A 25,810-nucleotide genomic window follows, 5' to 3' on the forward strand; every position below is an offset into this window, starting at 1 on the left:
GGCGCGGCGTCGCCTGAATAAGGTCGCCGCTCGATCATAGTTAACAGCCGATTGTTGCAATCCGGCAAAGCTGGCGCGCAGATTTCGGGTTTCAGTGCAAGGTGTGATTAATAAATGCCGCGATCAGCGTGGGCAGAATCAGATCCAGCGTCGCCAGCGGAAGATAGCCAGCATCAGGATCGTCGCCACTGCGAGAGCTCCGACGAGGATGGCAAATGCGCCAGTGCTTTGAACCCCCGGCATGCCGCCGACATTTACGCCGAAAAGGCCCGTCACAAAGCTGATCGGCAGGAAGACCGCTGACAGGATCGACAGAACGAAGAGGCGTTGGTTCATCACTTCCGCGCGCTCCTCTATCACCTGTTCCTGCAACACGGTGCAGCGGTCCCGGATCGTGTCGAGTTCTTCCGCCAGCCGTGTGACCCGATCAGCGGACTCGCGGAGGAACAGCAGATCGTGATCGGAGAACAGGCCGGACTGGGTGCCTTCGCGGACGAGTTGGGAAAGCGCCTCGCGCTGGGGCAAAATATAGCGACGTACCTGCAATACGCGGCGGCGCAACTCCGACAGTTTCGAGCGCGGCAGACGCGTGCCAGGATCGAGCAGATCATCCTCGAACTGGTCCGCCTGTTCATCGAAACGCGACACTTCCGGTTCCATCCGGTCGGTCAACGCATCGGCAAGTGCGGCAACAAGGCCGCCTGTAGAATTGGGCGCATTGCCCTCTTTGACTTTTTGTTCGACATCGCGCGTCGCCTGGATGGGTTTGGCGCGCAACGTGATCAGAGAGCTTTCACTGGCCCACATGCGCAAAGCCAGCATGTCTTCCAGTGCTTCGCCTTCGTTCAGGTTCATGCCGCGCAAATTGATCAGGAAACCTGCACCATGCCGGGTCGAGCGCGGGCGAGTGTCTTCCTGAAGCAGTGCCTCGGTGGCGATACGGTCCAGTCCGCTCTGGCGAGCGAGCCAGGTTCTCACCTCCGACGACAAACGGTTGAGGTGCAACCAGTGGCGACTGAACTCGTTCAACCGGCCGGAGGTCACATCCTCCCAGTTCAGCGATGCGATCGTGCCGTCAGCCGCCATTCCGTAGCCGAAGACCAGCGGCGCCGTCATTGCGTCAGTTGAGGAAACAGCGGGCGACACCATGCAGGATCAGAGCGCCGAGACTGGCGGCGTGCGCGCAATCCAGGGGCGTGTCATTTCGAGCTGCATGGCCAGTTCAAACAGCAGGCCATCCTCGCCCCGTTTGGCAGAGAACATGGAGCCGATCGGCAGGCCGCCCGACGACCATGACAAGGGCACGCTCATCGAGGCTGCGCCTGCAACGTTCATCGGCGCAGTGAAAGCGGCAAAGTTCAGAACACTCTCCATGACGGCGTCGAAATCTCCATCCGGGGCCTGTTCGCCAATCGGTACGGCGGGGCTGCCTGTTACGGGTGTGAGTAGCACATCCATGTCGCTGAACCAGTCGTCATAGACGGCTTCGAATGCCTTGAGATACGTGATTGTGTCTTCCATTTCCGACTGTCGGGCCTGGAACATGGCAGCCAGGCCGAGCGTCCATGGTTCAACAATGTCGGGACCGACTGGCTTGCCGGAATAGGCACTGGCCTGCTGGGTGAACTCAGCGGCGCCAGCAGCCCAGTAGAGGAGGAACTTGTCAGTGAACTCCTTGCCGTCGAGCGGAATTTTGAAACCTATCACCTCATGGCCCAAATCGCGGCAGAGCTGAGCGACGTCCTCAAGCGCTGCGGTGGTTTCAGGGGATACGCGTGTGCCGCTGATCGAGTCAGGTGCGAAGCCGATCCGTAGCGGACGGTTTAGGGTCGATATATCTCCCAGCGGTGCATAGGTCCCGTCATTGATCTCCGCCACACGAAACAGCTCAATGGAATCCTGCACCGTGATGGTCACGGCATGGTTGACCGAGATATCGACGGGCGGAGCGTTGGCCGCGTCCCGCTTGTCCAGTCGGGCACGTGATGGCTTCAGCCCAAAAACACCACACGTAGAAGCGGGAATGCGGATGGATCCGCCGCCATCGCTGGCATGCGCGAACGGGACGACACGTGCGGCCACGAGGGCGGCTGCGCCACCGGAGGATCCACCCGGAATTCGGGATAGGTCCCAAGGATTGCGGGTCGGGCCTGTTACGAGCGGCTCGGTTGATGAAATGAGCCCCATTTCGGGTGTCGTGGATTTACCGAGAGAAACGACGCCTGCCTTTCTCCACGCTGCGGCAAAGGGGGAATCCTCCTGGGAAATATTGCCCACGAAAGCGCGGCTACCCCACATGGATTGCGTGCCCTTCCACCCGACAAGGTCTTTCATGAATGTGGGCACGCCACTGAACGTTCCCGGCGCGGGGGCGGCTGCGTCGCGCAAGGCCTGGTCAAAGCTGTCGGTGGCGATCGCATTGAGATCGCCATTCACGGCCTTGGCGCGAGCGATGGCTTTTTCCGTTTCAGCGAGCGAAGTGGTTTCGCCGGAGGCAATTCGGGCGGCGATGGTGAGACCGCTTTCCCAACCGGCTGGTGGGACCGCTTTTGCTGCCACGGGACCTGTCGGCACGGTGGCCGCGGCGTCGCTCGGCGTTTGTCCACATGCCGCAAGTGTCGCGATGGCTGCCCCGCCCAGCAGAGCTTCCCGCCGTGAAAATCCAGTCATTCTATTCCTCCCAATTCCCATTTTTAGCGAAGCCTGTAACGGGAATTGGAATTTCGCAACCACCAAATCGTGGAAAAGCCGCGCGAAATTGCGCGGCTTTTCAATATTTCTGATCTGGTGGTGCCTATTGAATAACGCCGCACGCCACTCGCGCACCGGCGCCGCCAATAGGCTGGGTCATGTGGTCGTCTTCGGCCTCATGGATGATGAGCGCCGAGCCGTCTTCATCCAACAGGGAGTCGAGTGCGGTCAGGCGTGTGAACGCCTCATATCCGGCCGAACCATCTTCCGCGACCCAGATATTTGGCAGGTCGCCGGCTTCCGGTCCCTTCGGATTGAGCAGGCCATGCGCACCTTCGATCTTTCCATGATGACCACCGGATGCCTTGAACACGCCAACATCTTCACACGTGCCGGTGCCGTGTAAGTGGATGCCGTGCCAGCCGGGCGTCAAGCTGCCGGAATTGAGTTCAACACGAATCATTTCGCCATTCGGACCATCGAGAAAATTCGCGGTGCCGATCTCCGTGCCTTCCGCGCCAATGATGGAGGCCGTCGCGGTCATCATGGACGGGAACACGCCCTCATCCGGCCCGGGCATTTCGTTTGTCGTTGGCAATCCATTGTCGCTGTCGGGCATCTCCTGCGGGGTCGCGCCTTGCTGTCCGCAAGCGGCAAGGGCGATGGCGAGTGAGGCGATTGCAGTTCGAGTGATCATGGGGGTCTCCTGTCAGCGGGGTTCTGATATAGGCGTAACGTCTATTTGGCAGGAAGGCTCCATGTCGTGAAGGACCGCGCGGATAAATTGCTCGTTAGTCTGGGGTTGTTCGACAGCCGAGCCTCTGCGCGCGCCGCGATTGAGGCAGGCAATGTGACGGCTGGCGGCGTCGTGGTAACCAAACCATCGCAAATGCTGTCACGCGACGACCGCATCGAGGCACAACCGGCGCACCCTTACGTATCGCGAGGAGGATTGAAACTGGCGCACGGCCTGAGCGCTTTTGGCGTTGATCCGGCTGGGCGCGTTTGCCTTGACATCGGGGCGTCCACAGGCGGTTTCACAGACGTGCTGTTGCGGGCCGGTGCGACGCATGTCGTCGCGGTCGATGTCGGGCGAGGCCAGCTTCACTCCTCTCTTTCCGATGAGGACCGCGTCACGAGCCTGGAAGCTCAAGACGCCCGGACCCTGACCGGAGGGATGCTGGGCGACACGCCTTCCTTGCTCGTATGCGATGCGAGCTTCATTGCGCTCGAAAAGCTGCTGGCCGTTCCTCTGTCGCTCGCGGCTGAGCGGGCGGAAATTGTCGGCCTGTTCAAGCCGCAATTCCAGGTTGGTCGGGAGCACATCGGCAAGGGTGGACTGGTCACAGATTCCGAAAAGGCAGACTCAGCGGCGGCCGTTTTTGCGGAATGGATGGCGGGGCAGGGGTGGCCAATCCAGTCATGGACGCAAAGCCCTATCACCGGGGGCGACGGCAATGCAGAACGCCTGTTTTATGCGGTGCGAACCTAGTTCCGGCGCCTAGTAGTTCTCGTCCCCGAAACCGTCATTGATCTCCCATGTGCCATCATAGGGATCGCGGCATGCGGTGATCGGGTCGCGGATGACCTGACCATCGGGCAGCCGCGTTTCGCGCTCAATCGTGCGGCACTCGATATCTGTGCCCGGTTGGGGCGGCAGGGTCGGTCCCGCAGTCGTTGACGCCGGATATGTGCGGCTTGGCGGCGGCGTGTTGGGATAGTTCATGATCTCCGGTCCGCCATACAGGCCGTCGGTCGTGCGCGGAATGCCGCCGGCTGGATAGGTACCGCTCGTGGCCGATCCATAAGGTGTTGCAACCTTACAGGGTCGGCTTGTGTCTTCTGCAATGGCTCCGCCAGCAAGACCGCCCACGATCGCGCCAAGAATGGCGCCCGCAGCGACTTCATCAGAGTTTCCGTTGCCATGATGGTATCCGCCGTGACGCCGATGACCGCGATAGCCTCTATGGCCCCGATACCCTCTGTGACCCCGGTAGTGGTATGCGTCACCATCATCCACATTATTGCCAATCGCACCGCCGATCAGGCCGCCAGCAATGGCGCCGACCAGCACACCCGCAAACTGGTCATCCTTGCGCTGGCGCTCGCATTGGACGTTCTGTACGGGGGGATTATAGGTGTAGCCATATCCGCTTTGGGCCGAGGCCGTGGCTGGTATGGCAAGGCTGGCCATGGCCAGCGCACCGATCAACAGCGATTGGGATTTCATCGCAATACTCCTTGTCGCGGATACACGCCCGCCAGTGTCAGACTAGCATACTGCCGGGCCGAACCTGAACAGTAGGTGAAAACTGGACGCCGGGTACACCTGACCACATATTGAATATATGGGAGTGTTCGACATCGCCACCCGCACCGCCGGTCGGGCGCGTTACGCCGCTGCACAAGGGCTGCGGTCGGCTTGGTATGGCGCGCAGATGAGCGCGGCGCGTCGGCGTGCCAGTGGTTTTGATCGCCCGGGCGAACCAGCGTTCCAGCCCACCCGAGGCCAGCCCGACCTTGCTGTCCTGCGCCGAGCCTATTTCGAACTGTTCATCAAGGACCGCCTGAATGTTGAGGCAGGGCTGTATCCAGCGCCATCGGATGTGCGCCTGAAGGATTTGCCGAAAGCGTTGAGATCGGCGCGGGCTTTCCGGGAAGATGTCGAGGACGTTGATCGGCGCCGATTGGAACGCAATGGAACGGAAGTACGGCAACAAGTGACCGACGGGCATAACCGGTATCCCGCCTACTATCTCCAGAATTTCCACTATCAGTCCGGCGGCTGGTTTACCGAGGACAGCGCCGATATCTATGACACTCAGGTCGAAGCATTGTTTACTGGCACAGCAGATGCGATGCGCCGCGCCGTTCTGGCCGAGATTTCACGAGAGCTCAGGGGACGCGACCAACGCGGTGTCAGCCTGTTGGATGTGGCGTGCGGCAATGGCCGCTTCCTGTCGCAAGTGATGCAGGTATATCCAAGGTTAATGGCGAGCGGGCTGGACCTGTCACCGACCTATACCGACGCCGCCCGCACACGTCTGAAACCGTGGAAACAGGTAGAGATCCTGCACGAGGCGGCCGAGGCGATGGCCGTAGAGGACAATAGCCTCGATATGGTGGTCTCCATTTTCCTGTTCCACGAATTGCCGCCCCGCGTGAGGGAGAAGGTGTTGGCGGAAATTCGACGAGTCCTGAAGCCGGGCGGTCTGTTTGTCCTGGCAGATAGCGCGCAATTTGGAGACTATTCGGACCTTGATGGACTGTTGGAATATTTTCCCCACGGTTTCCACGAGCCATACTACAAGAGCTATCTGTCCTGGGACGCCGTACAAGCATGCGATTTGGCAGGATTGGTGCCTGAAACGCAGTCACTGGCATTTCTTACAAAAATCAGCACCTTCCGGCTATCAACATAACGCCTTGAAATAAAACTTTTTTCCAGAGATGCGGGCGCTGCTTAATCCTGGATGAAAAAATATTGATTTGCGCGAATGGAACATGACAGTAATATGACAGTTACGTTACGGTCATGTGACACGAACTATATACCAGGAATGAAAGGAGCTACCTATGGCAGTCCTAGATCATAATGATAATCACGTTTCCTGGCTGGCGCACAGGGACCTGACCCTCAACGAGTCGAGCCTGCGCGTCCTGCGGGGAGCCATGCTGGCACTGGCAGGCGTCGTCGGGGTAAGTCTCGCGATCGCGCTCGATCCGATCTTTAACCTGTTCGCCTAAACGCCAACGGGGCTAGAAGCTCGGAAGCTTACCTGTCCCCATGAGGGGCATGGCAAAAGCCAGAATGATCGAAATAATGAGGCCGAGGAAGGCACGTCCGGCATCGCCGAGAACGTCTTTCACGGCCTCATTCTTTTCGCGCAGATGCGCGACGTAGGAGATCGCGAGTTCGCGACCGGCCAACAGGCCAAGGAATACCCAAGTCGTGCTCATCGGCACATTGCTGACCTCTTTGAACAGGAACAAGATGATTCCGTAGATCAGGTCGACGATTGTCGCGGCGCGGACATCCACCGTATTGATCTTGCGTTCCACAATCTTCTGAATCTGGCCGCCGCGCGTGGCGAAGATGTAGCCTTGGATGGCCACAAGCAGGACTGCGCCGAAAATGACGTAGCCGAGCGAGAAGGCCACATGCGTCTCGTCACCAGTGACTGTAACCGTCCGCGGCAGGTAAACGAAGATATTCGCCAGATCCTGCATCAGCCATTGTGACCAGAGGAAAGTCGTCGTCAGCCACTGGAATGTGATCCAGTAGGGCCAAGGCAATTCGTCTTTCGTATGAAAGACCCAACGCTCGAACGTGCGGGAAATTATTATCCAGATCACAGCGCCGCACGCGAACGCCACGACATAGCCCATTGCCGACTTGATGATCATTTTCTCAAGGATGCCATCGCTGGCAGACCCGCCCGACAAGGCAAACAGGGTCAGCACCAGGAAGGTCGTCGACACAGGGATGCCAAATCGAGTCAGGAATAGCAGGACCAGTGGAGGCAGGGCGTGCCACCATTGAATGCCGGGCATCAGCACCGCGGTGCGATCCCCTTCACCGGGCAGCACAGACAATTTGTCGAGACGTTCGTAGGCAACGTCTCCCTGACCATTGAAATACCCGTAAAAGAGCACGGCCAGCAAAATTGCGCTGGCAAAAATCCAAAGGACCCACCAGGGACGCTTTGCGTTCGAGGACAGGAACGTCCCCAGTGTCTGGATCGAATCATTCGCGACGACGGCGTAGCACGCCAGCATAAATCCAATGATGCCGAAAACTTCTACGCCACCCATTACGCCAACCCATCGCTATGTGAATAATGAACGCGAGGTAGCAGGTTCAATGTGCAATGCCGATAGCAGGTATGTGAACTTACTGTGACATGCGCATTTGCGGTCATTTTCCCGTCTGCCCTCTATGTCGCAACTTCGCGTCGGCCAGCACACAGGCGAGCATTGCCTCCGCCACCGGCACCGCACGAATGCCAACACAGGGATCATGCCGTCCGACGGTCCGCACGTCTACCTCTTCACCGTCACGCGTCACACTCTGGACGGGCGTGAGAATGGAAGACGTAGGCTTGATAGCGATTCGCACGATAACAGGCTGACCCGTCGAAATGCCGCCCGCGATGCCGCCATTATGGTTCGACAGGAAACGGGCGCCGTCATTGCCAGTGCGCATCTGGTCGGCGTTTTCCTCGCCGGACAAAGCCGCAGCTGCAAAGCCTTCGCCGATTTCCACGCCTTTGGCCGCGTTGATGCTCATCATGGCACCCGCGAGTTCGCTGTCCAGTTTTCCGTATATGGGCGCGCCCCAACCGGCAGGAATCCCCGTCGCTTCGACCTCTACAATTGCGCCTGCAGAGCTTCCAGCCTTGCGAGTCTCGTCGAGAAAGGTCTCCCAGACCGGCACCATTTCGGCGTCAGGACACCAAAATGGGTTTGATTTGGTCGAATCCCAGCTCCATCGGGAGCGATCAATCGCGTGCGGTCCGATCTGGACGACAGCGCCGCGCAAGATGATTCCGTCGCCAAGCACGCGGCGCGCCACCGCGCCTGCAGCTACCCGCGCGGCGGTCTCGCGCGCGCTGGACCTATTTCTGATCGTAGGAATAGTCGGCATGACCGGGGCGGTACCGATCACGGATCTCACCATAATCTTTCGACCGTTGATCTGTATTTTCGATCATCAGAGAGATGGGCGTGCCCGTGGTGACAGGGCCGCCGGTCCGGTCATCCTCAAAGACGCCAGACAGGATTTTCACCTGATCGGATTCCTGGCGCTGGGTCACGAATCGCGAGGTGCCGGGGCGGCGCTGGTCTAGGAATTGCTGAATGAAGGCCTCATCCAGCGGAAGATTCGGCGGGCAGCCATCCACCACGCATCCGAGTGCGGGCCCGTGGCTTTCGCCCCAAGTGGTCACGCGGAAGAGGTGGCCGAACGTGTTGTGAGACATGGCTGCCCGTTTCAGTATTGAGTCAGGGCCTAGCCGAGCAGGTCCTGAACAGCTTCGCGCTCTTCGCGCAGTTCTTTCTCGGTCGCATCCATGCGGGCGCGCGAGAATTCACCGATTTCGAGGCCTTGGACGATCTCGTACTTGCCGTCCTTGCAGGTGCACGGGTAGCCGTAGATGACGCCCGGCTCAATGCCGTAGGAGCCATCGGACGGGATACCCATGGATACCCAGTCACCAGCTTCTGTGCCGAGGGCCCAGCTGCGCATATGATCGATGGCGGCTGAGGCAGCTGAAGCGGCTGAAGAGGCACCACGTGCCTTGATGATGGCGGCGCCTCGCTGCTGCACGTCCGGGATGAAGGTGTTTTCGTACCAGTCCTGATCGACCTTGGAGAGGGCAGCTTCGCCTTTGATGGTGGCGTGATGCAGGTCTGGGTACTGAGTTGAGGAATGGTTGCCCCAGATTGTCATCTTCTTGATGTCGGTATTGTGGGCGCCCGTCTTCTCGGCCAGTTGGCTCATCGCGCGGTTATGGTCGAGGCGGACCATGGCGGTGAAGCATTTCGGATCCAGATCAGGCGCATTCTGTTGCGCGATCAGGGCATTGGTGTTGGCTGGGTTGCCGACGACAAGCACTTTCACGTCTCGGCTGGCATGATCATTGATCGCCTTGCCCTGTGGGCCGAAGATGCCGCCATTTGCGGACAGCAGGTCCTTGCGTTCCATGCCCTGTTTGCGTGGCATGGCGCCGACGAGCAGGGCAAAGTCGCAATCCTTGAACGCAACGTTCGGGTCGTCAGTGGCGACGATGTTGTTCAGCAGCGGGAAGGCACAATCGTTCAATTCCATGACCACGCCCTCGAGCGCGCCGAGCGCAGGGGTGATTTCCAGCAGGTGAAGGTCGACCGGCTGGTCAGGTCCAAGCATGTTTCCAGCGGCAATGCGGAACAGGAGCGCATAACCGATCTGGCCTGCAGCGCCAGTTACAGCGACTTTCACGGGCTTTTTCATGGGAGAGTCCTTCTTGCATAGGGTGATTTCGCGGCATCAATGACGAATTTGTCAGAGAAGGGCAAGCGGCCATGCGCCTATGCCGCAGGATGTCGCCGCCGTAGCGGTATGACTCCGCGCCCGATTGGCCTATATGACGGCCAGCCCCCACAGCCTGACGAGCGGACAGATCGATGAGCCAGAGCGACCAACCCGACATCATTCCCCCTTCACCCAGCGCGACGGATTATCTGACCGACCCGTCGGGAAAACCCCTGATTCCAGACGTGGCTGACCCGATAGCCCTGTTCAAAGAGTGGATGGCGGCGGCGCGCGAAGCCGAACCGAATGATTCCAACGCAATGTCTCTGGCGACCGTGGACGCTGACGGCATGCCGGATGTCCGTATTGTATTGTTGAAAGAGGTGACTGAGGCGGGGTTTGTTTTCTTCACCAATCTCGAAAGTGCCAAAGGCCAGCAACTGACCGAGACCCCCAAAGCAGCGCTTGGCTTTCATTGGAAGAGCCAGCGCCGGCAGGTGCGGGTGCGCGGGACGGTTATGCCAGTCTCCGATGAGGCCGCCGATGAGTATTTTGCCACCCGTGCCGCCCAGAGCCGTATCAGCGCCATAGCGTCTGACCAGTCGCGTCCACTGGCCGATCGGGCCGAGTTTGAACAGCGCGTGGCTGAACTCTCGGAAATCTTCGGCGACGGACCAGACATTCCCCGCCCCGAATTCTGGGGCGGGTTCCGTATCGTGCCGGTCGAGATCGAGTTCTGGCAGGACCAGGCTTTCCGGATGCACGACCGGCTGAAGTTTGTCCGTTCAAATGATGGTTGGACCACCGGTCGACTCTATCCGTAGCGTTTCGCTGCCAGATCAAACGATCCCGTTTGAGACGGCTTCGATGACGAGGTGGGGGACGCCATCACTGGTCTTTGCCCATGAGATGCCATCACCGCTCACCATGGCGGTCACGCGCTGGCGAAATCCCGAGAAGCTCTCGAACTCAACCACATCTACCGGCGTGTCGAAGTGCAGGGTCACTTCGTACCCCATGCCACCCGCCAGTTCGCGGATTGCATGCACGCGCCCCTCAAAGGATTGTTTGAGGTAGCGGCCCGAGATGCGGTCACCCAGCTGGCAGGGTGCCTCGGGTTTGTTCGACAGGCGCGCCGATGCGGTATTCCAGTCGCGGTAGCCGAGTTCAGTCGCGACGAGCTCAAGTGCTCTCGCATGTGAGATGGACCTACCGGCATTTGCCTGTTCTGTCCGTATGTCGCGGGCACGGGCCTTCGCCTGTTCGCGCGTTGTTATTGAAATAGACATTGGAAACATCCTTGTCCGGGCAGTCACTTCTCAGCGGGAGCTCGCCTTGCCGCGGGACTGCCGGATGGACCGGTGTTCCGTGATCAAAAGTCGCGGCGCGGTGTGCGCCGGGGGATCTTCACCGAAAGACTAAAGGCCTTGCGAGCGGCGGGCGTCCCAGAGCCACGCCTGGGAAGACGTTGCGTCAATCATTGTCACCAGACATTTGCCGTGAGTAGGTGACGGCAGGGCGTACGGAAACGATGCGCCATTAGGGGAGGTACACCACATAATGAAACGCGGACTTCAGATTGCCCTTGGCATTTTCTCACTCATTCCCGTTATTTTTGCCCTAATGGGCTTTCTGCACGGGGCGGAACGATTGTCCCCGGCAGGCGTCACGACAGAACTGGACAATCAGTATCGGTACTTCTCCGGTATGTATCTTGTGGTGAGCTTCCTGATTTGGTCGATCATTCCATCCATCGAAAAACAAGGGCGGCTTCTTCTGGTGGTTAGCGCAGCCATCTTTATCGGAGGGCTCGGTCGTCTTGTCTCAGTGGTGACCGTCGGTCAGCCCGCGCAGGACCAGATGGTCGCGCTGGGTATCGAGCTGGTTGTGCCTGTGATCTTTGTGCTCTGGCAACGGATGGTTTCTGCCCGAGCCTAGCCACCACACGCGGCGATGGCGGTGTCATCTGCGGTCATTGCCGCGGCCATGACGAGGCCGTCATCGGCAAGATCCTGAAACTCCGATCCGTTGCCGTCGGCCAGATAGATATCGTCCAATCGCTCGCCGGAACGACCCAGCGTGCCGAAAGCGGATTCGACATCATTGCGGGCATTGCGATCCCAAGCTGCGGCGTCGGGGCGGCCAGTGCCGGTCCAAGCGATCAGCCGACGGGAGTCCACACCGCGTGCCTCAAGTGCCGCAATGTCACGGCCGCCGCGTGCCGAGGCGGTCATCATGAATTGAGGGTCAATGGCCGCGATTTCGGCGGCTTCGTCATCATTGTAGGAAATCATGATGATGTTCTCTTCCGCGCCCGCTGCATAGACGGCCTCGGCCATATTGGCGAAGCTTGTGGTCTTCTTGCGGTCGAGTTCCAGAATGGCGCCGCTGTTTCGGGCCCAGATCAGGGCGTCGGTCAGCTTGGGCGGGCTAAAGCGCGTGTGACGATCATCATTGTCGACCAGGGTCAGGCCCGAGAGTTCTTCCCAGCTGATATCGGAGACATAGCCCCGGCCGGTCGTCGTTCGGTTCAGCCGGTCATCATGCATCAGGGTCAACACGCCGTCTCGAGTTTCGGCAACATCAATCTCGAAGACCCGGACTCCCTTGTCGAAATTGAACTGCATCGTCTCAATGGCATTCTCAGGATAGCCCGGCGCAGGGCCCCCGCGATGCGCAGCGATCACCACGCCTCCGTTTTCACGCAGGCAGTCGAAATAGTCGGGCAGGCGCATGCGCGCAGAAGCTTCGGTGAGTGCGGGCTCCACGGCCCCTGACTGTGGGGTATCGCTTGACGGGCCGCAGCCAGACAGCAGGATGAGAGCGATAACAAGCAGTGCGGAGTGGTTCATTCGGGTGGTCCTCTTCTTGCGCTGCAGCAATCGCACGCATAAACCGGTTCTAAATCAGGCAATTATTGCCGAAGACAAAAACATTACAGGGAGACTTACCATGCTGGGTATCATGCAGGACTGGCCGCTGACGGTTAACAAAATCCTCGAACACGCCAAGCGCATCAATCCTACACGAGAAATCATCACTCGGCGCGTGGAAGGCCATATTGTCCGCACGACCTATGCCAATCTCTTTGACCAGTCCAAGCAGGTCTCGAATGCGCTTATCGATAGCGGCATTCAGTTGGGCGACCGCGTGGCGACGCTGGGCTGGAACTCTGAACGACATATGGCCTCCTGGTATGGCGCCATGGGCATTGGCGCGGTGCTCCACACGATCAATCCACGCCTGCACCCTGAACAGGTCGCCTGGATCGCAAATCACGCCGAAGACAAGGTGCTCATCTTCGACAAGACCTTCCTGCCTATTGTGGAGGCCATCAAGGACCATCTGCAGACGGTGAAGACTTTCGTCATATACGCTGATGCTGACACGATGCCGGAAAACTCTCTCGGTGCAATCCCGTTTGATATCTGGATTGATGGTCGCTCGACCGAGGTCCGCTGGGGCGACTTCCCGGAAGATACCGCATGTGGCCTTTGTTATACGTCGGGCACTACAGGCGATCCGAAAGGAGTTCTCTACTCCCACCGCTCGAACGTGTTGCACACGCTGATCACGATGGGCAAGGATGTGATGGGCATGGGCGCTGACGATGTGGTGCTGCCGGTTGTGCCGATGTTCCACGCCAATGCCTGGGGCCTCGCACTGTCCTGTCCTGCTGTCGGCTCGAACATGGTAATGCCGGGGGCACAGATGGATGGCGCATCCATCTATGAATTGCTGGATACGGAAAAGGTGACGATCACCGCCGCGGTTCCAACCGTCTGGCTGATGCTGCTGACACATTTGCAGGAAAACAACCTGAAGCTGCCGCACTTGAAGAAGGTACTCATCGGGGGCTCAGCCATTCCGGAAAAGATTCTTCGTGCCTTCGAGCAGGATTATGAAGTGGACGTTGTCCACGCTTGGGGCATGACCGAAACCTCGCCGCTAGGAACGCTGGGCGCCTTGCCGCCCCATCTCGTGAATGCCGACATCGACACGCGTATGGAGCAGAAGCTCAAGCAGGGGCGCCCGCCATTCGGCGTGGAGCTCAAGATCGTCGATGACGAAGGCAAGGTGCTGCCGAATGATGGCGAGACGTCTGGCCGGTTGATGGTGAGCGGCGCTGCGATTGCAGCCGGATACTTCAAGGGCGTCGGCGGGGACGTGCTGGATGATGAGGGTTATTTCGATACCGGCGACGTCGCCAATATCGATGAGTACGGTACGATGACGATCACCGATCGCGCGAAGGATGTGATCAAGTCAGGCGGCGAGTGGATTTCCTCCATCGACATCGAGAACATCGCAGTCGGCCACCCGAAAGTGGCCAATGCGGCCGCTATCGGCATCTATCACCCGAAATGGGACGAGCGCCCACTGCTGGTGGTTCAAGCTGCGCCGGGCGAAACGCCGAGCAAGGAAGATGTGCTGGCCCAACTGGAAGGCAAGATCGCCAAATGGTGGACACCGGACGATGTCGTCTTTGTTGATGAAATTCCGCTTGGCGCCACGGGCAAGATCAACAAGCTGGCCCTGCGCAACCAGTTCAAGGACTACAAGCTGCCGACGGCCTAGTTTGGGCTGAACTCGGGAACAGGACGGGCGGCCGCTTCTTCGGGAGTGGCCGCTTTTCCATTTCTGGAGATGTCATCGATTAGCCATTCCATTTCGGCTATTTCCACCTTCTGAGCCTTGAGGATGTCATCGGCTAATTGCCGAACGCGTACGTCTTCTATGCCCGCCCTTTCGCTGGTCATGATGGCGATGGAATGATGCGGAATCATGGCGCGCATGTATGATTGGTCGCCTACAGTTGCTTGCGAGCGCACCAGAAGCAGGGCAGCAACAAAGAGCAGCCCACTGCCGACGAATATAGCGAGGTTCTTGCGGCTATCCTGATACATGTTGAGCATGAAGGCCAACATTACGATCGCCATCGACGCGGCCATGATGAGGGTCATGTAGAAGCGGGTCTCACTCCAATGCACATGAGGCAGGGCGTAAGTGTTTAGATACATAAGTCCGAACATGACAATGGCGGAGGTCGTGATCATCAGGCCGAAGCGAAGATAGCTGCCGGAATGGTCCATGGTCTTTCCTTTCGAATTAACGCTCAGGAGGTTCAGTTTGAACGTGAAGCAGCGGGCGCTGTTCCGAACGAATCTGTTTCATGAGACTGGTTGAGCTGGGCAGTGTGATCTATGTCAGGTGACAGGGATCATCCGGAGAGGGTTGAAAATACAATGGATACGACAGAACAGACACAGGATGCCGGATGGCGCGGTATGGTTGCCAAGGCGTCGCTTGCTTTGTCCATCTTTACCATTCTCTGGTTCATCATCGCAGCGCTTGGCACCAAGCTGGGCCTGTGGAACTGGCAGGTCGGGCTAGGTCTGATGACGATAAATTGGGGCCTCAAGCTGATCTTCGTGGCGCTCGGTGTCTCGGTTATTGCGGTGATCTTGTCATTGATCAAAGCCCCTCGCAAACGCGCTTTCATTCTGGCGTTCGCCTCGCTCTTGATTGCCGGGCTCAGCTTTGGACGTGTCGCAGCGTTTGGCGGGGAAGCGTCCCGCTTGCCGCCGATCCACGACGTTCAGACTGACTGGTCCAATCCGATCATGCCGAGCGATGCCCTGCTGGCCGTCCGGGCCGAGACCGAGGCCATGAACCCGGTCGAAGCTGCACCGATTGTTCCGGAATATGCTGAAGACCGTTGGCCGGGCACACCGGGGCGCCTCGTGTCCGAATTGCAGGAAGAAGCCGAATTCGATCCGACCCAGCAGGAAGACCGTGCGGACGCTCCTTATCCGAAACTCGACTCCTATATCACTCAAGCTCCCTCGGAAGCTGCATTCGAGGCCATCCTCACGCTTGTGAAGGAGCGCGGCTGGGCAATCGTTACCAGTGATGAGGCGACCGGTCGCATCGAGGCGACCGAAACGAGCTTCTGGTTTGATTTCAAGGACGACGTCATGATCCGTATCCAGCCGACCGAAGAGGGCGGTTCACGCATTGATGTGCGTTCCACCAGTCGGGTGGGCCTGTCTGACCTTGGTGCGAATGCCAAACGGGTCCGCAATCTGCTCGACGATATCGAGATCACGCTGCGCTAGGTATCGGTTGTTTCCTTTGCCTGGGCTTCCGGGCCCAGGCGGAGGAGTCGTGCCGCCGGGGCAATGGTCCAGCCCTGAATGGTCAGCGAAATTGCCACGATCACGAACACGACGTTGAAAAAGCCAATGGAAATGGGTCCTGGTGCGATCACAGGATAGATCGCGAGAAGGATCGGTACGGCGCCGCGCAGGCCGACCCAGCTCAGGAAGACATTCTCACGGAAAGAAAAGCCCATCCATCCCACGCTGGCAAATACGGCGAGCGGTCGAGCGATCAGCATCAATACGGCGGCGCATCCGATGGCAGGCCAGATGTCCTCCAACAACGCACTCGGTGTGACGAGCAGGCCGAGAGTCAGGAATAGCACCATCTGACAGAGCCACTGGAAGGCTTCGTTGAAGTCAACAATGCGATCAATGGGGCGCTTCAATTTGGCCTTGAGACTGAGGCCGGCAAGATATGCCGCGAGAAAGCCGCTGCCCCCAGCCAGCGAAACGCCGGTAAAGATGACGAGGGCGCCTGCAAGCGTCATGATGGGATACGTGCCCATTGGCAGGAAAAGGCGATCAAGAATGCGGGCCAGAAGCCTGCCGCCAAGGACGCCGCCCAAAATGCCGATACCGGCTTGCATGAGCAGAAACAGAGCCATGCCGGGGAGGTCCGCCGGCGCATTGGTCTGTATGGAGGCGACCAGCGTGGTAAGCGACACTGTCAGGAAAATGGCCATCGGGTCGTTCAGGCCGGATTCCAACAGCAGCGTATCCTTCAGGCGTTGTCTCAGGGCTATGCCGCTTTGCTGAACGAGAAGGAAGGTCGCGGCCGCGTCGGTAGAGGCGACCGCTGCGCCAAGCAATAGACCAACTTGCCAGGGCAGGCCCATGAATAGACAGGCCGCAACACCCGTGATGCCTGCTGTAATCAGCACACCGATGGTTGCGAGTAGGGATGCCGGCGCACCAGCGGAACGGAAGACGCTGCGTCCAGTTTCCAATCCGCCAGCAAACAGGATGACGGCCAGGGCCACGCTGCCAAGGTCGAACGCAAAGTTGAAATTACTGAATTGAATACGGCCGGGACCATCTTCTCCCAGCAGCATGCCGATGAGAAGTGCGATCAAGAGAAATGGAGCTCCTGCTCGCCTTGCCAGCGGCATCAGCGCAAAGCTGACAAATATGATGAGGCTGCAAAGGAAGACAAAGAGTTCCAACGGGCATCCTCGGGTCTGAAATGGGGGAACTCTTTAGATAAGAGTGCCGCACCGCGTACCGCAAGGTGCAGATTCATTCGAATTCAAATAAGTTCGACTCCGCAGACTCTAATCGCGCGCGTATTTATCTTCGTATCGTATGATGTCATCCTCACCGAGATAGCTGCCAGTTTGAACTTCGATGAGGACGACGGGCAATTTCCCCGGATTTTCCAGCCGGTGAACGGATCCTACAGGGATGTATACGGACTGGTTCTCGGTGACGATCTTGACGTCCTCATTGATCGTGACCTTGGCTGTTCCGGATACGACAATCCAGTGCTCGGCGCGATGATGGTGCGATTGAAGGGACAGCGACTGGCCTGGCTTTACCTGGATGCGCTTGACCTGAAAACGTTCGCCCATCGCAATGGACTCAAACCAGCCCCAGGGGCGATAGTCCCGCGGAAATTGCTCGGCCTGGCGTGCCTGCTTGGCCTTGAGCTCGGTAACGGCCAGTTTCACGTCCTGTGCGCGGGACGCATCCGCGATCAGCACCGCATCCGGCATGGCAACGGCTATGATGTTCTTCAGACCGATACCGACGACTTCCAGTCCATTGTCTTCGGACCTGATCAGGGAGTCTTGGCAATCCATGACCGTGACATGTCCGCTGGTCGAAACCCCATGCTTGTCCGGCCCGGTTTCGCGCAATACGGCGTCCCAGCCGCCAAGGTCTGACCATCCGCCCGAAAATGGCACGACGCTAAGATTTTCGGTGCGTTCCATGACTGCATAGTCGATCGAGATCGACTGGGCCCGGTTCCAGCTCTCCGGATCGAGCCTCATAAAGCCGAGATCCATCTGCAGGTCATCGACAGACTTGCTCACGCATTCAACCATGCCCGGTTCATGTTTCTGGAAAGCTTCGACAATGCTTTTGACGCTGAACAGGAAGATCCCTGCGTTCCAGAGGTAGTCACCACTATTCACCATTTTAAGGGCATTGGTCGCAGAGGGCTTCTCCACGAAACGCTTCAACTTGATGGGGGACAGACTATTGTCTTCCACCGGCTTGCTGAGCTCCAGATATCCGTATCCGGTTTCGGGATGTGTGGGCTGGATTCCGAACGTGACGAGCTGGCCTTTTTGGGCCGCATCGACGGCCGCATTGATTGACTCCAGAAATGCATCACTGTCCGGGATGACATGGTCGGATGGTGCGATCAGCATCAGGGCATCTGGTTGGGTCTTTTGCAGATGCAGAGCCGCAGCCAGGATTGCCGGGGCCGTGTTGCGCGCGTCTGGCTCGATCATGATGGAAGCGTCATCGATTTCGATGTCGGTGAGCTGTTCTTGCACGATGAACCGGAAATCCGCATTGGTGAGGACAAGCGGCGGCGTGAAGGCGCCTCCGGTCAATCTCAGCGCGGATGCCTGGAACAGGGATGTATCGCCGATCAGTGGAACAAATTGCTTGGGATAGCTCTTTCGCGACAGCGGCCAGAGCCGCGTGCCTGCTCCACCGCACATCAGTACCGGAACGATGCTGGTCATCGATTTTGCCATCGTTTGCTCTTTCAAATTACCCGCGAATCTCTTGCCTCAGCGCACCAGCAAAGGCCACCCTGAACACCAAGATTTTCCCTGTGTGACGGGCATTTGGTCCAGTCTGTCCAGGTGCCGGGTGAATACTGTCTAGCGGTCTTTCGGATCCAGCGCATCGCGCAGGCCGTCGCCGATGAAGTTGAGGCACAACAAGGTGACTGCCATCGTGACGGCGGGTGCCAGCAGCATCCAGGGCTTTTCTTCCATCCGGTGTGCGCCGTCCGAAATCAGCACGCCAAGTGAGGTAAGGGGCTCGTTCACACCGAGGCCGAGGAAGGACAGGAAGCTCTCGGCGAGGATCACCACCGGGATGGTCAGTGTGACATAGACAGCGACCGGGCCGATCACGTTCGGCAGGATGTGGCGCACAATGATGTCCATGCGGCTGACGCCAGAGGCGCGCGCCGCTTCAATGAACTCCTTGCCCTTGATGGCGAGCGTCTGGCCACGCACAATCCGCGCCATGGTCAGCCACTCAATGGCGCCAATGGCTGCGAAGATCAGTACGATATTGCGCTCGAATACGGTGAGCAGCAGGATCACGAAGAAGATGAAGGGCAGAGCGTAGAGCACGTCGACAATGCGCATCATGAAATTATCGACGCGACCACCGAGATAACCTGCCGTGGCACCCCAACTGACGCCGATCACGAGGCTGACAGCCGTGGCGACAATGCCGACCATGAGCGAGATACGCAGGCCGATCATCAGGCGCGCAAGCAGGTCTCGTCCCTGCAGGTCGGTTCCGAGCGGATGCAGGCCTTCCAGCGTCGGCGCAATGGTGCGCAGGTCAGAAATGGTGCTGTATTTGTGGACCCAGACAAACGGCCCGACGACTGCAAACAGAATGAGGAAGCCGAGAATCCACATGGAGACGACGGCGGCGCGGTTGCGGAACAGGCGCGCCCGGGCATCTTCCCATAGCGAGCGCCCCCCAATAATGGCATTCTGGACCGGTTCGATGCGACCAGTCGGGTCGAGGAGAGGATCAAGATCCGTCATCAATCGTACTTCACTTTCGGATCAAGCAGGGCGTAGAGAATGTCTGCTACAAGATTGAGCAGTACGATCAGGCCCGCATAGACAATGATTGCGCCCATCACGAGCGTGTAGTCCCGGTTGAGGGCGCCATCGACAAAATAAGAGCCCAGACCGGGCAGGCCGAAAATCTTTTCGATCACCACTGACCCGGTCATGACGCGTGCCATTGCGGGACCGGCATACGAGATCAGTGGCAGCAGGGCCGATGGCAGGGCGTGACGGGCAATTACCTGGCGTTCGGTCAGACCCTTGGAACGCGCCGTTCGAATATGGTTGGAGCGCATGGTCTCGATGATCGAAGCGCGCATCAGGCGGGAGATGATCGCAATCTGCGGCAGGGCCAGCGTGATCACCGGCAACGTCATGTTATGCCAGTTCATCCCGATATTCGGATAGGTTCCGAGACCGCCGACCGCGAAGATGCCGGCACCAAGGGCAAAGATCAGGATCAGGATCGGGCCGGTAACAAAGGTAGGGATCGAAATCCCTGCCATCGCAATGCCCATCACACCGTAATCGGCCGCTGAATTCTGCCTGAGTCCCGCAAAGACACCCAGCAATGTGCCCACCGCTATGCCCAGGCCCATGGAGAGAAACCCGATGGTAAGGGAGATTGGAAGCCCGTCGGCTATCAGGTCGTTCACGCTCTTGCCGAGCGTTTTGTAGGACGGTCCGAAATCACCTGTGACTACGCCGCCAACATAGCTCAGATATTGTTCGTGAAGTGGTTTGTCGAAACCGAACTTGGCTGCAATGGCAGCTTCGGTCGCAGGCGGCAGTTTCCGCTCACCATCGAACGGACCGCCCGGAGCGGCGCGCATCATCAGGAAAGCCATCGTTATGATGGCGAGCATTGTGGGGATTGCAATTAGCAGACGCCTGAACGTATAGGCCCACGGAATTCGGCTGATGACACGTTGAAATGAGGACACGTACTTAAGTTATTCCGCTGCTGGTAGTAGGAATTTGATCATGCTGCCGTCACCGACGCTTGGCATAACGATCTGCAATCCTTAGCTTGTAGCGACAGCCGATCAAGACCGCAGACTCAGGCAGGGACACTAAAATATGGCCGATATTCGCCGCGTTACGGAAGCTTTTGCTGTCGCCCCCCAGATTAATGAGGAGGATGTTGCGCAAATTCAGGCTGCAGGCTTCAAAACCATCGTCGCGAACCGCCCAGATGGCGAAGGCGGCGTGGACCAGCCCCGGATGGGCGCTATTCGTGCCAAAGCCGAATCCTTGGGTTTGGCTTTTGTGGCGCTGCCTTTCTCAGGCGCACCCACCCCAGAAGTCGTCGAGCGGATGAGCAATATCCTGAACGAAGCGCCTCAGCCAGTGTTGGCGTATTGCCGCACCGGGACACGATGCATTACGGCGTGGGCCCTGACCCATGCCGGGCAGGGTACAGGTCAGGAAATCGTCGATGCTGCCGCAGATGCGGGCTATGATCTGTCGAGTCTGCAATCGCTGCTCTGATCATCCTCCCAGCAGGCATTGTGAGCAAGTGGTCACACTTGCGCCGCATTATGTGTGTTGTCAGTGATGACCGGTCATGCGAAGGCCAAGACAGGGAGGCGCTGGCCATGAGGCTGTATGCGCAAGAGGAGTGGAATGGATGAGCGATCGTCTGTGGATCACCGATTTCAAATACGATGACGGCGCCATGCTGGTGAAGAAGACCGGGCACCGCGTTCCGCTCACATTTTCGCTCGCGCACGACATCTTCACCTGGTTCTGTTTCTATTTCTTTGCGCAGACATGGCGCACCTGGCGCCGGGTCACCGGACACAAGCGCCCCACGATTGCATTCTATCCTGACAAGCCACGCCCATGGTATTTCATCTGGCCCGTGACACATGTGTCAGGTGCCAAATTGATTGATGACGTCGCGACGGCCGACATTGTCATGCAGTTTGATGACTCCACCGAAACCGACAATACGGTCCCGATGGTTCGTGATGGGGCGAAACTGGTCAATTTCACCTGCGACGATATTTCAAAATCGACTGTCGCAGCCGCTTTTGGTCAGGCTGCGGGATATTCTCTCTCCGTTGATCCTACGACTCACCAGGGCCGCATGGTCGAAAAGTCTGAATTGAACGCCGCGCATGATGGCCGAATTCTGGAAGGTCCGCTGGATACGCCGCTGCCGGGCAAGACCTATCAGCGCCTCGTCGACAATGAGATCGAAGGCGGTCTGGTCGAGGATCTGCGCTGTTGCATCGTGGCCGGCTCACCCGTCATCGTGTTCCGCAAGCGTCGGCCCTTGGAGCGCCGTTTCCTGAATGAGAATGTTCAGGTTTTGCTCGACGAGCCTCGCAATTGCTACACGAGCGATGAAATTGCCGTGATTGAGCGGTTTGCTGCATCTATCGGACTGGACTGGGGCGGCGTTGACGTCCTACGTGACCGCTCATCCGGACGAATCTACATCGTCGATGCAAACAAGACGGATATGGGTCCGCCAGTGGCGCTGAAGCTTGGCGCCAAGCTGAGGGCCACACGCCGCATGGCGCAAGCCTTTGCCGTCGCCTTTGCTTCGAAGAAGCGTTGATCGCTCCGGCAGGCCAGGATCGCTGCAAGAGACTAAAATAATATGGCAATTCCCTACGTTCGCGAAATCGAGTTTGAATACGGCATTGTAGAGCAGGTCTCCCCGCTCATCCGCCGTGTAATCGCGAACAATCCCGGGCCGTTCACCTATGTTGGCACCGGCGTCTACATCATCGGTCATGGCGAAGTGGCCGTCATTGATCCCGGTCCGGAAGATGCTGAGCATTTCGAAGCCCTGAAGCGGGCGCTGGAGGGGGAGACGGTCACCCACGTTCTGGTCACTCATGGCCATTCCGACCATTCCCCGCTGGCGACGCCTTTGGCCGAGTGGGCTGGTTGCAAGACTTACGCGAAAAATTGCGGCGTGCCGACCGCCAAGGGCGAGCTTGGCAGTGCAGACGACCTTGGCTTCATGCCGGATGTCAAAGTTGGCGATGGCGACGTGATTTCGGGCCCCGGCTGGACACTCGATGTGATTGAGACGCCGGGTCATACTTGCAACCATCTCTGCTTTGGTTTGCGCGAAGAGAATGCTTGCCTGTCGGGTGATCACATCATGGGCTGGTCGACGACCGTTGTCGCGCCGCCCGATGGTGACATGGGTGACTACATGCGCAGCCTCGACAAGATTCAAGCTAGGAAATTCGACACGCTTTGGCCAACCCATGGTGATCCGGTGCGTGGCCGTGAATTCGTCGACCACTTCATCACTGAGTACGCCAATCATCGCCGGGCTCGCGAGGCTGCGATTCTGGACCAGCTTCGGGCGGGTCAGTCCTCGATCCCTGAAATGGTCAAGGTGATGTACGCCGAGGTCGACAAGCGCCTGCATCCCGCGGCGGCCATGTCTGTGCTCGGTCATATGATCGAGCTTATCAAGACCGGTGTTGCGGTCTCGCCGGATGACAAACCCACCGTCCGGTCTCATTTCGAACTGGTGAAAACCCCGGTGTGACGGGCTTGGTGTTGGTAAACGCGTCCTAGACTGTTTCAACCTTGTTCGGACGCATCAGCAGGCGTTGAATCGCTTCATCGACGCTGATCGCGCCTTCAATCACATCCGCAACTGCATCACAGATCGGCATGTCGACGCTGTAATCTGCTGCGATCCGTTTCAGAACCGGCGCCGTTGCGACGCCTTCGGTCACGGCGTTTCGCGCGCCCATGATGTCTTCGAGCGGCTCACCTCTGCCCAAAGCCAGTCCGCAGCTCATGTTGCGGCTGGTCTCGGAAGAACAGGTCAGGACGAGGTCGCCCAGCCCTGACAGGCCGGAAAGGGTTTCGCGCTCGGCGCCCAGGGCAAGAGCGAGCCGGGTCATTTCCGCGCTGCCGCGGGCAATCAGCGCTGCATGAGCCGAGCGGCCCAGGCCCTTGCCAAGTGCGATACCACACGCAATGGCGAGCACATTCTTCACCGCGCCGCCGATCTCCGCGCCCAGCAGATCGTGTGCTAGGTACGGGCGGAAATTCGGGGTCGCAACAGCGGCGATCAGTTCGGCGCCGAGGGTTTCATTTTCGATGGCAAAGGTCACAGCCGTCGGCAGGCCCTTGGCCACATCGATGGCAAAGCTCGGGCCGGACATCACGGCCGGAACCGCTTCGGGAAGTTCGTCGGCGAGCACTTGCGTCATGAATTCGCCAGTCTTCAGTTCGATGCCTTTAGAACACAGGACAACCGGTGTGCCGGGGCGGATATGCTCTTTCAGCGCCTGCAAGGTTGCGCGCGTGTGCTGGGCAGGGGCGACAGAAAAAAGCGCGTCCATCAAGTGCAGGTCTGCAAGGTCCGATGTTGCCTTGAGCGCGGGGTTCAAAGATACGCCCGGCAGGAAGACCGTATTCTCATGGTGCGTATTGATGGCTTCAGCCACCTCCGCTTCGCGGCACCAAATCAGCACGTCCTGGGCCTCACGGGTCAGCATCTGGGCAATCGCTGTGCCCCATGCGCCGCCGCCAATGACGCCGAATGTCTTGAAGTGTTTCGTCATGCGCCGGAGATTGGTCGAAACCGGGGGGCGGGGCAAGCGCCTCGGTCAGATGAAACTGAACGTGCCACGCTCCTTTTCAGAGTCGACGCTGACGGCAACCTTGCGGCCGACCGGCGAGGCATCTTCACGTAACGTCGCGAGCGCAGCGGGGGATGCGACGGCAAGTGCCCGGCGCCCATCCTCGAGGCGTACGAACGCGATGCCCTTGTTCGGCCCCTCCTTCCCATGCGTAACCGTGAAGGTTTCCAGCACGCCCTCGCAATCCTCGCCGCAAAGCGTGACTTGCTCGGTCGGTGTTGCGTAGGATTCTGCGGGTGTGAAACGGGTCGGCTTCTGGGTCGAATAGATACCCACCGCTTCCTTTGTCATCCAGCCACCATTGGCGAGGACAAGGCCATAGCTGCCGGGATCGGCGCGAAGTGTTGACACCATTTCGGCGATGCCGTGGAGAGAATAATTGTTTCCGGGGCCACCAAAGAAGGGCAGGCCGCCCGTCAGGGTAAGGGAGCGTGGATCATTCTTCCAGTCGATGCCCAACGCGGCGGTCGAGGAGAACACGGCGCAAGGGAAGCAGGAATAGAGATCCAGATGCTTGATATCGCCGGGGGTCTTTGCAGCCTGATCCAATGCGCGATCTATGGCGGTTTGCATCGCCCATGAGCCGTCGAGTCTTGGGCGCAGCGAGATCAGATCGTCGGCGGCTTCGCCTGCGCCGTGAAGATAGACACGCTTGTCTTCCGGAATACCCATTGCGTCGGCTTTGGAGCTACTCATCAGTATCGCAGCAGCGCCTTGATTGACCGCGTCCTGGGCGATGAACCATTTCAGGAAGGGATCAGCATACTCGTAATTCGCCTTGGACGGTGTTGAAAGAAACTCAACCGAGCGTTCCTCCGGGAATTGAGAATATGGGTTCTTTGCGGCAACAGCAGAGAAGGGCTGGAACAGTTCGGCCATGGCCTTGCGGTGCTGGCTGCGCGAATGGCCTTCGCGGGCGGCGATGGCGTTTTCGAACAGGCCATAGAAATAAGCTGGCGCGACGATGCCGTGCTTGATTTCTTCACGCGACAGCATCATCGGACCCATGCCGCGATCTTCGTAATCCGCATCAGCGCTGTCGGCCCAGTCAATTTCCACATCATTCCGGCGCGCGCCCTTTGAGGCCCGATTTGCCTCCGAACCGGAAATCAGCACGCAGTCAGCATCGCCCGCATGGATGCGTGCGGCCATCTCATTGACAAGGGCCTGCGGGCTTTGACCGCCAACGGTTTCATAGATCAGCGTGTCAGGTGCAGCGCCAATATCGCGCGCCAGTGTGCCGGGAAGATTGGTGTTATGTCCGTGCGGGTGTGGTGCGCCACCGACTGAATCTTCAAAGATGCGAACAACCGCAATCGTGTCGATGGCCTTGGCGAGGTCTGCACCACTGTCAGAGAGAGCCGCCTTGGACGCGTCGACCATGAGTGACAGGGGCGACGGCGCACCGTCTGGTCCGCTTGTTCCATCCCACTGGCTGAGGCTTTGTCCCACGCCAACCAGAACCGGCTGATCACCTTTTGCCATGACACGCTCCCTTATCGTTGTGTGGAACGACACCTAGCGTGCGAAATT

Annotated in this window: 25 protein-coding genes and 1 pseudogene; 10 read left to right on the forward strand and 16 right to left on the reverse strand. The window is 58.7% G+C overall.

The genetic code is table 11. The features are described 5' to 3' along the window. Positions 1–138: 138 nt before the first annotated feature. The 3 genes from L53_RS01330 to L53_RS01340 form a co-directional block, all read right to left on the reverse strand. Entirely contained in the window at positions 139–1,149 is a 1,011-nt protein-coding gene (locus L53_RS01330; RefSeq protein ID WP_084332956.1) for a zinc transporter ZntB, read from the reverse strand. A 6-nt stretch (positions 1,150–1,155) separates the two neighbouring features. Beyond that, positions 1,156–2,670, reverse strand: coding sequence for an amidase family protein (locus L53_RS01335; RefSeq protein WP_034810847.1), 1,515 nt, complete (start codon positions 2,668–2,670; stop codon positions 1,156–1,158). A 124-nt stretch (positions 2,671–2,794) separates the two neighbouring features. Then, positions 2,795–3,388 carry a superoxide dismutase family protein gene (locus L53_RS01340; protein ID WP_034810849.1) on the reverse strand — a complete coding sequence of 198 codons (594 nt, stop codon included), beginning with the start codon at positions 3,386–3,388 and terminating at the stop codon, positions 2,795–2,797. A gap of 66 nt (positions 3,389–3,454) precedes the next feature. Here L53_RS01340 and L53_RS01345 point away from each other — a divergent pair, with 66 nt between their 5' ends. After that, entirely contained in the window at positions 3,455–4,183 is a 729-nt protein-coding gene (locus tag L53_RS01345; protein WP_034810851.1) for a TlyA family RNA methyltransferase, read from the forward strand. A 9-nt stretch (positions 4,184–4,192) separates the two neighbouring features. Here L53_RS01345 and L53_RS16080 read toward each other — a convergent pair whose 3' ends face one another. Beyond that, a complete protein-coding gene (locus tag L53_RS16080; RefSeq protein ID WP_051607435.1) occupies positions 4,193–4,921 on the reverse strand; it encodes a hypothetical protein in 729 nt (242 codons plus the stop codon). Between the two features lie 118 nt (positions 4,922–5,039). Between L53_RS16080 and L53_RS01355 the strand changes: the two genes are divergently transcribed. Together L53_RS01355 and L53_RS16920 are read left to right on the forward strand one after the other, a co-directional pair. Further along, positions 5,040–6,113 carry a class I SAM-dependent methyltransferase gene (locus tag L53_RS01355; protein WP_034810853.1) on the forward strand — a complete coding sequence of 358 codons (1,074 nt, stop codon included), beginning with the start codon at positions 5,040–5,042 and terminating at the stop codon, positions 6,111–6,113. A gap of 154 nt (positions 6,114–6,267) precedes the next feature. Then, positions 6,268–6,438: a hypothetical protein gene (locus tag L53_RS16920; RefSeq protein ID WP_156947775.1), complete on the forward strand. Its 171-nt coding sequence runs from the start codon at positions 6,268–6,270 to the stop codon at positions 6,436–6,438. Between the two features lie 12 nt (positions 6,439–6,450). Here the strand turns inward: L53_RS16920 and L53_RS01360 are convergent, their stop codons facing one another. From L53_RS01360 to L53_RS01370, 3 genes and pseudogenes are all read right to left on the reverse strand, one after another. Further along, positions 6,451–7,506: a hypothetical protein gene (locus L53_RS01360; protein ID WP_034810855.1), complete on the reverse strand. Its 1,056-nt coding sequence runs from the start codon at positions 7,504–7,506 to the stop codon at positions 6,451–6,453. A 103-nt stretch (positions 7,507–7,609) separates the two neighbouring features. After that, positions 7,610–8,672: pseudogene (gene aroC, locus L53_RS01365) on the reverse strand (chorismate synthase). A 29-nt stretch (positions 8,673–8,701) separates the two neighbouring features. Then, the gene (locus L53_RS01370; RefSeq protein WP_034810857.1) at positions 8,702–9,682 is read right to left on the reverse strand and encodes a malate dehydrogenase; all 981 of its coding nucleotides are present in this window, start codon (positions 9,680–9,682) and stop codon (positions 8,702–8,704) included. Positions 9,683–9,855: 173 nt separating this feature from the next. Here L53_RS01370 and pdxH point away from each other — a divergent pair, with 173 nt between their 5' ends. After that, the gene (pdxH, locus tag L53_RS01375; protein WP_034810859.1) at positions 9,856–10,527 is read left to right on the forward strand and encodes a pyridoxamine 5'-phosphate oxidase; all 672 of its coding nucleotides are present in this window, start codon (positions 9,856–9,858) and stop codon (positions 10,525–10,527) included. Positions 10,528–10,542: 15 nt separating this feature from the next. Here the strand turns inward: pdxH and L53_RS01380 are convergent, their stop codons facing one another. Continuing rightward, a complete protein-coding gene (locus tag L53_RS01380; RefSeq protein WP_034811839.1) occupies positions 10,543–10,992 on the reverse strand; it encodes a glyoxalase superfamily protein in 450 nt (149 codons plus the stop codon). A 271-nt stretch (positions 10,993–11,263) separates the two neighbouring features. On the opposite strand from L53_RS01380, the gene L53_RS01385 reads away from it, so the two are divergent. Continuing rightward, positions 11,264–11,641, forward strand: a complete 378-nt coding sequence (locus L53_RS01385; protein WP_034810861.1) for a DUF4345 domain-containing protein — start codon at positions 11,264–11,266, stop codon at positions 11,639–11,641. On the opposite strand, the gene L53_RS01390 is transcribed toward L53_RS01385, so the two are convergent. Beyond that, positions 11,638–12,555, reverse strand: a complete 918-nt coding sequence (locus L53_RS01390) for a glycerophosphodiester phosphodiesterase family protein (RefSeq protein ID WP_051607436.1) — start codon at positions 12,553–12,555, stop codon at positions 11,638–11,640. The genes L53_RS01385 and L53_RS01390 overlap by 4 nt on opposite strands. Positions 12,556–12,655: 100 nt before the next feature. Here L53_RS01390 and L53_RS01395 point away from each other — a divergent pair, with 100 nt between their 5' ends. Next, positions 12,656–14,281, forward strand: coding sequence for a long-chain-fatty-acid--CoA ligase (locus L53_RS01395; RefSeq protein ID WP_034810863.1), 1,626 nt, complete (start codon positions 12,656–12,658; stop codon positions 14,279–14,281). Here L53_RS01395 and L53_RS01400 read toward each other — a convergent pair. After that, positions 14,278–14,796: a DUF305 domain-containing protein gene (locus L53_RS01400; protein ID WP_034810865.1), complete on the reverse strand. Its 519-nt coding sequence runs from the start codon at positions 14,794–14,796 to the stop codon at positions 14,278–14,280. The genes L53_RS01395 and L53_RS01400 overlap by 4 nt on opposite strands. 153 nt (positions 14,797–14,949) lie before the next feature. Between L53_RS01400 and L53_RS01405 the strand changes: the two genes are divergently transcribed. Next, on the forward strand, positions 14,950–15,822 hold the full coding sequence (locus L53_RS01405; RefSeq protein ID WP_051607437.1) for a DUF1499 domain-containing protein: 873 nt from the start codon (positions 14,950–14,952) through the stop codon (positions 15,820–15,822). Here L53_RS01405 and L53_RS01410 read toward each other — a convergent pair. The 4 genes from L53_RS01410 to L53_RS01425 all read right to left on the reverse strand — a co-directional run bounded on the left by L53_RS01410 (position 15,819) and on the right by L53_RS01425 (position 20,590). Next, complete coding sequence (locus tag L53_RS01410) at positions 15,819–17,030, reverse strand: potassium/proton antiporter (RefSeq protein WP_034810867.1); 1,212 nt, start codon at positions 17,028–17,030, stop codon at positions 15,819–15,821. The two genes, L53_RS01405 and L53_RS01410, sit on opposite strands and share 4 nt — an antisense overlap. Positions 17,031–17,138: 108 nt before the next feature. Beyond that, on the reverse strand, positions 17,139–18,578 hold the full coding sequence (locus tag L53_RS01415; protein WP_233347468.1) for a mannose-1-phosphate guanylyltransferase/mannose-6-phosphate isomerase: 1,440 nt from the start codon (positions 18,576–18,578) through the stop codon (positions 17,139–17,141). A gap of 129 nt (positions 18,579–18,707) precedes the next feature. Further along, positions 18,708–19,619, reverse strand: coding sequence for an ABC transporter permease subunit (locus tag L53_RS01420; RefSeq protein WP_034810869.1), 912 nt, complete (start codon positions 19,617–19,619; stop codon positions 18,708–18,710). Then, entirely contained in the window at positions 19,619–20,590 is a 972-nt protein-coding gene (locus L53_RS01425; RefSeq protein ID WP_255341988.1) for an ABC transporter permease, read from the reverse strand. Before L53_RS01425 ends, L53_RS01420 begins: the two co-directional genes overlap by 1 nt. Positions 20,591–20,726: 136 nt before the next feature. Here L53_RS01425 and L53_RS01430 point away from each other — a divergent pair, with 136 nt between their 5' ends. The 3 genes from L53_RS01430 to L53_RS01440 all read left to right on the forward strand — a co-directional run bounded on the left by L53_RS01430 (position 20,727) and on the right by L53_RS01440 (position 23,169). After that, on the forward strand, positions 20,727–21,137 hold the full coding sequence (locus tag L53_RS01430; protein ID WP_034810871.1) for a TIGR01244 family sulfur transferase: 411 nt from the start codon (positions 20,727–20,729) through the stop codon (positions 21,135–21,137). A 139-nt stretch (positions 21,138–21,276) separates the two neighbouring features. Further along, on the forward strand, positions 21,277–22,215 hold the full coding sequence (locus L53_RS01435; protein ID WP_034810873.1) for a hypothetical protein: 939 nt from the start codon (positions 21,277–21,279) through the stop codon (positions 22,213–22,215). Positions 22,216–22,257: 42 nt separating this feature from the next. Then, positions 22,258–23,169, forward strand: a complete 912-nt coding sequence (locus tag L53_RS01440; protein WP_034810875.1) for an MBL fold metallo-hydrolase — start codon at positions 22,258–22,260, stop codon at positions 23,167–23,169. Between the two features lie 25 nt (positions 23,170–23,194). Here the strand turns inward: L53_RS01440 and L53_RS01445 are convergent, their stop codons facing one another. Continuing rightward, a complete protein-coding gene (locus L53_RS01445) occupies positions 23,195–24,199 on the reverse strand; it encodes an NAD(P)H-dependent glycerol-3-phosphate dehydrogenase (RefSeq protein ID WP_034810877.1) in 1,005 nt (334 codons plus the stop codon). 45 nt (positions 24,200–24,244) lie between these two features. Continuing rightward, positions 24,245–25,762 (reverse strand): acetyl-CoA acetyltransferase, encoded by a 1,518-nt coding sequence (locus L53_RS01450; protein ID WP_034810879.1) that lies wholly within the window; start codon positions 25,760–25,762, stop codon positions 24,245–24,247. Positions 25,763–25,810 lie beyond the last annotated feature (48 nt).

Source organism: Hyphomonas sp. L-53-1-40 (assembly GCF_000682775.1).
Classification (GTDB): Bacteria; Pseudomonadota; Alphaproteobacteria; order Caulobacterales; family Hyphomonadaceae; genus Hyphomonas.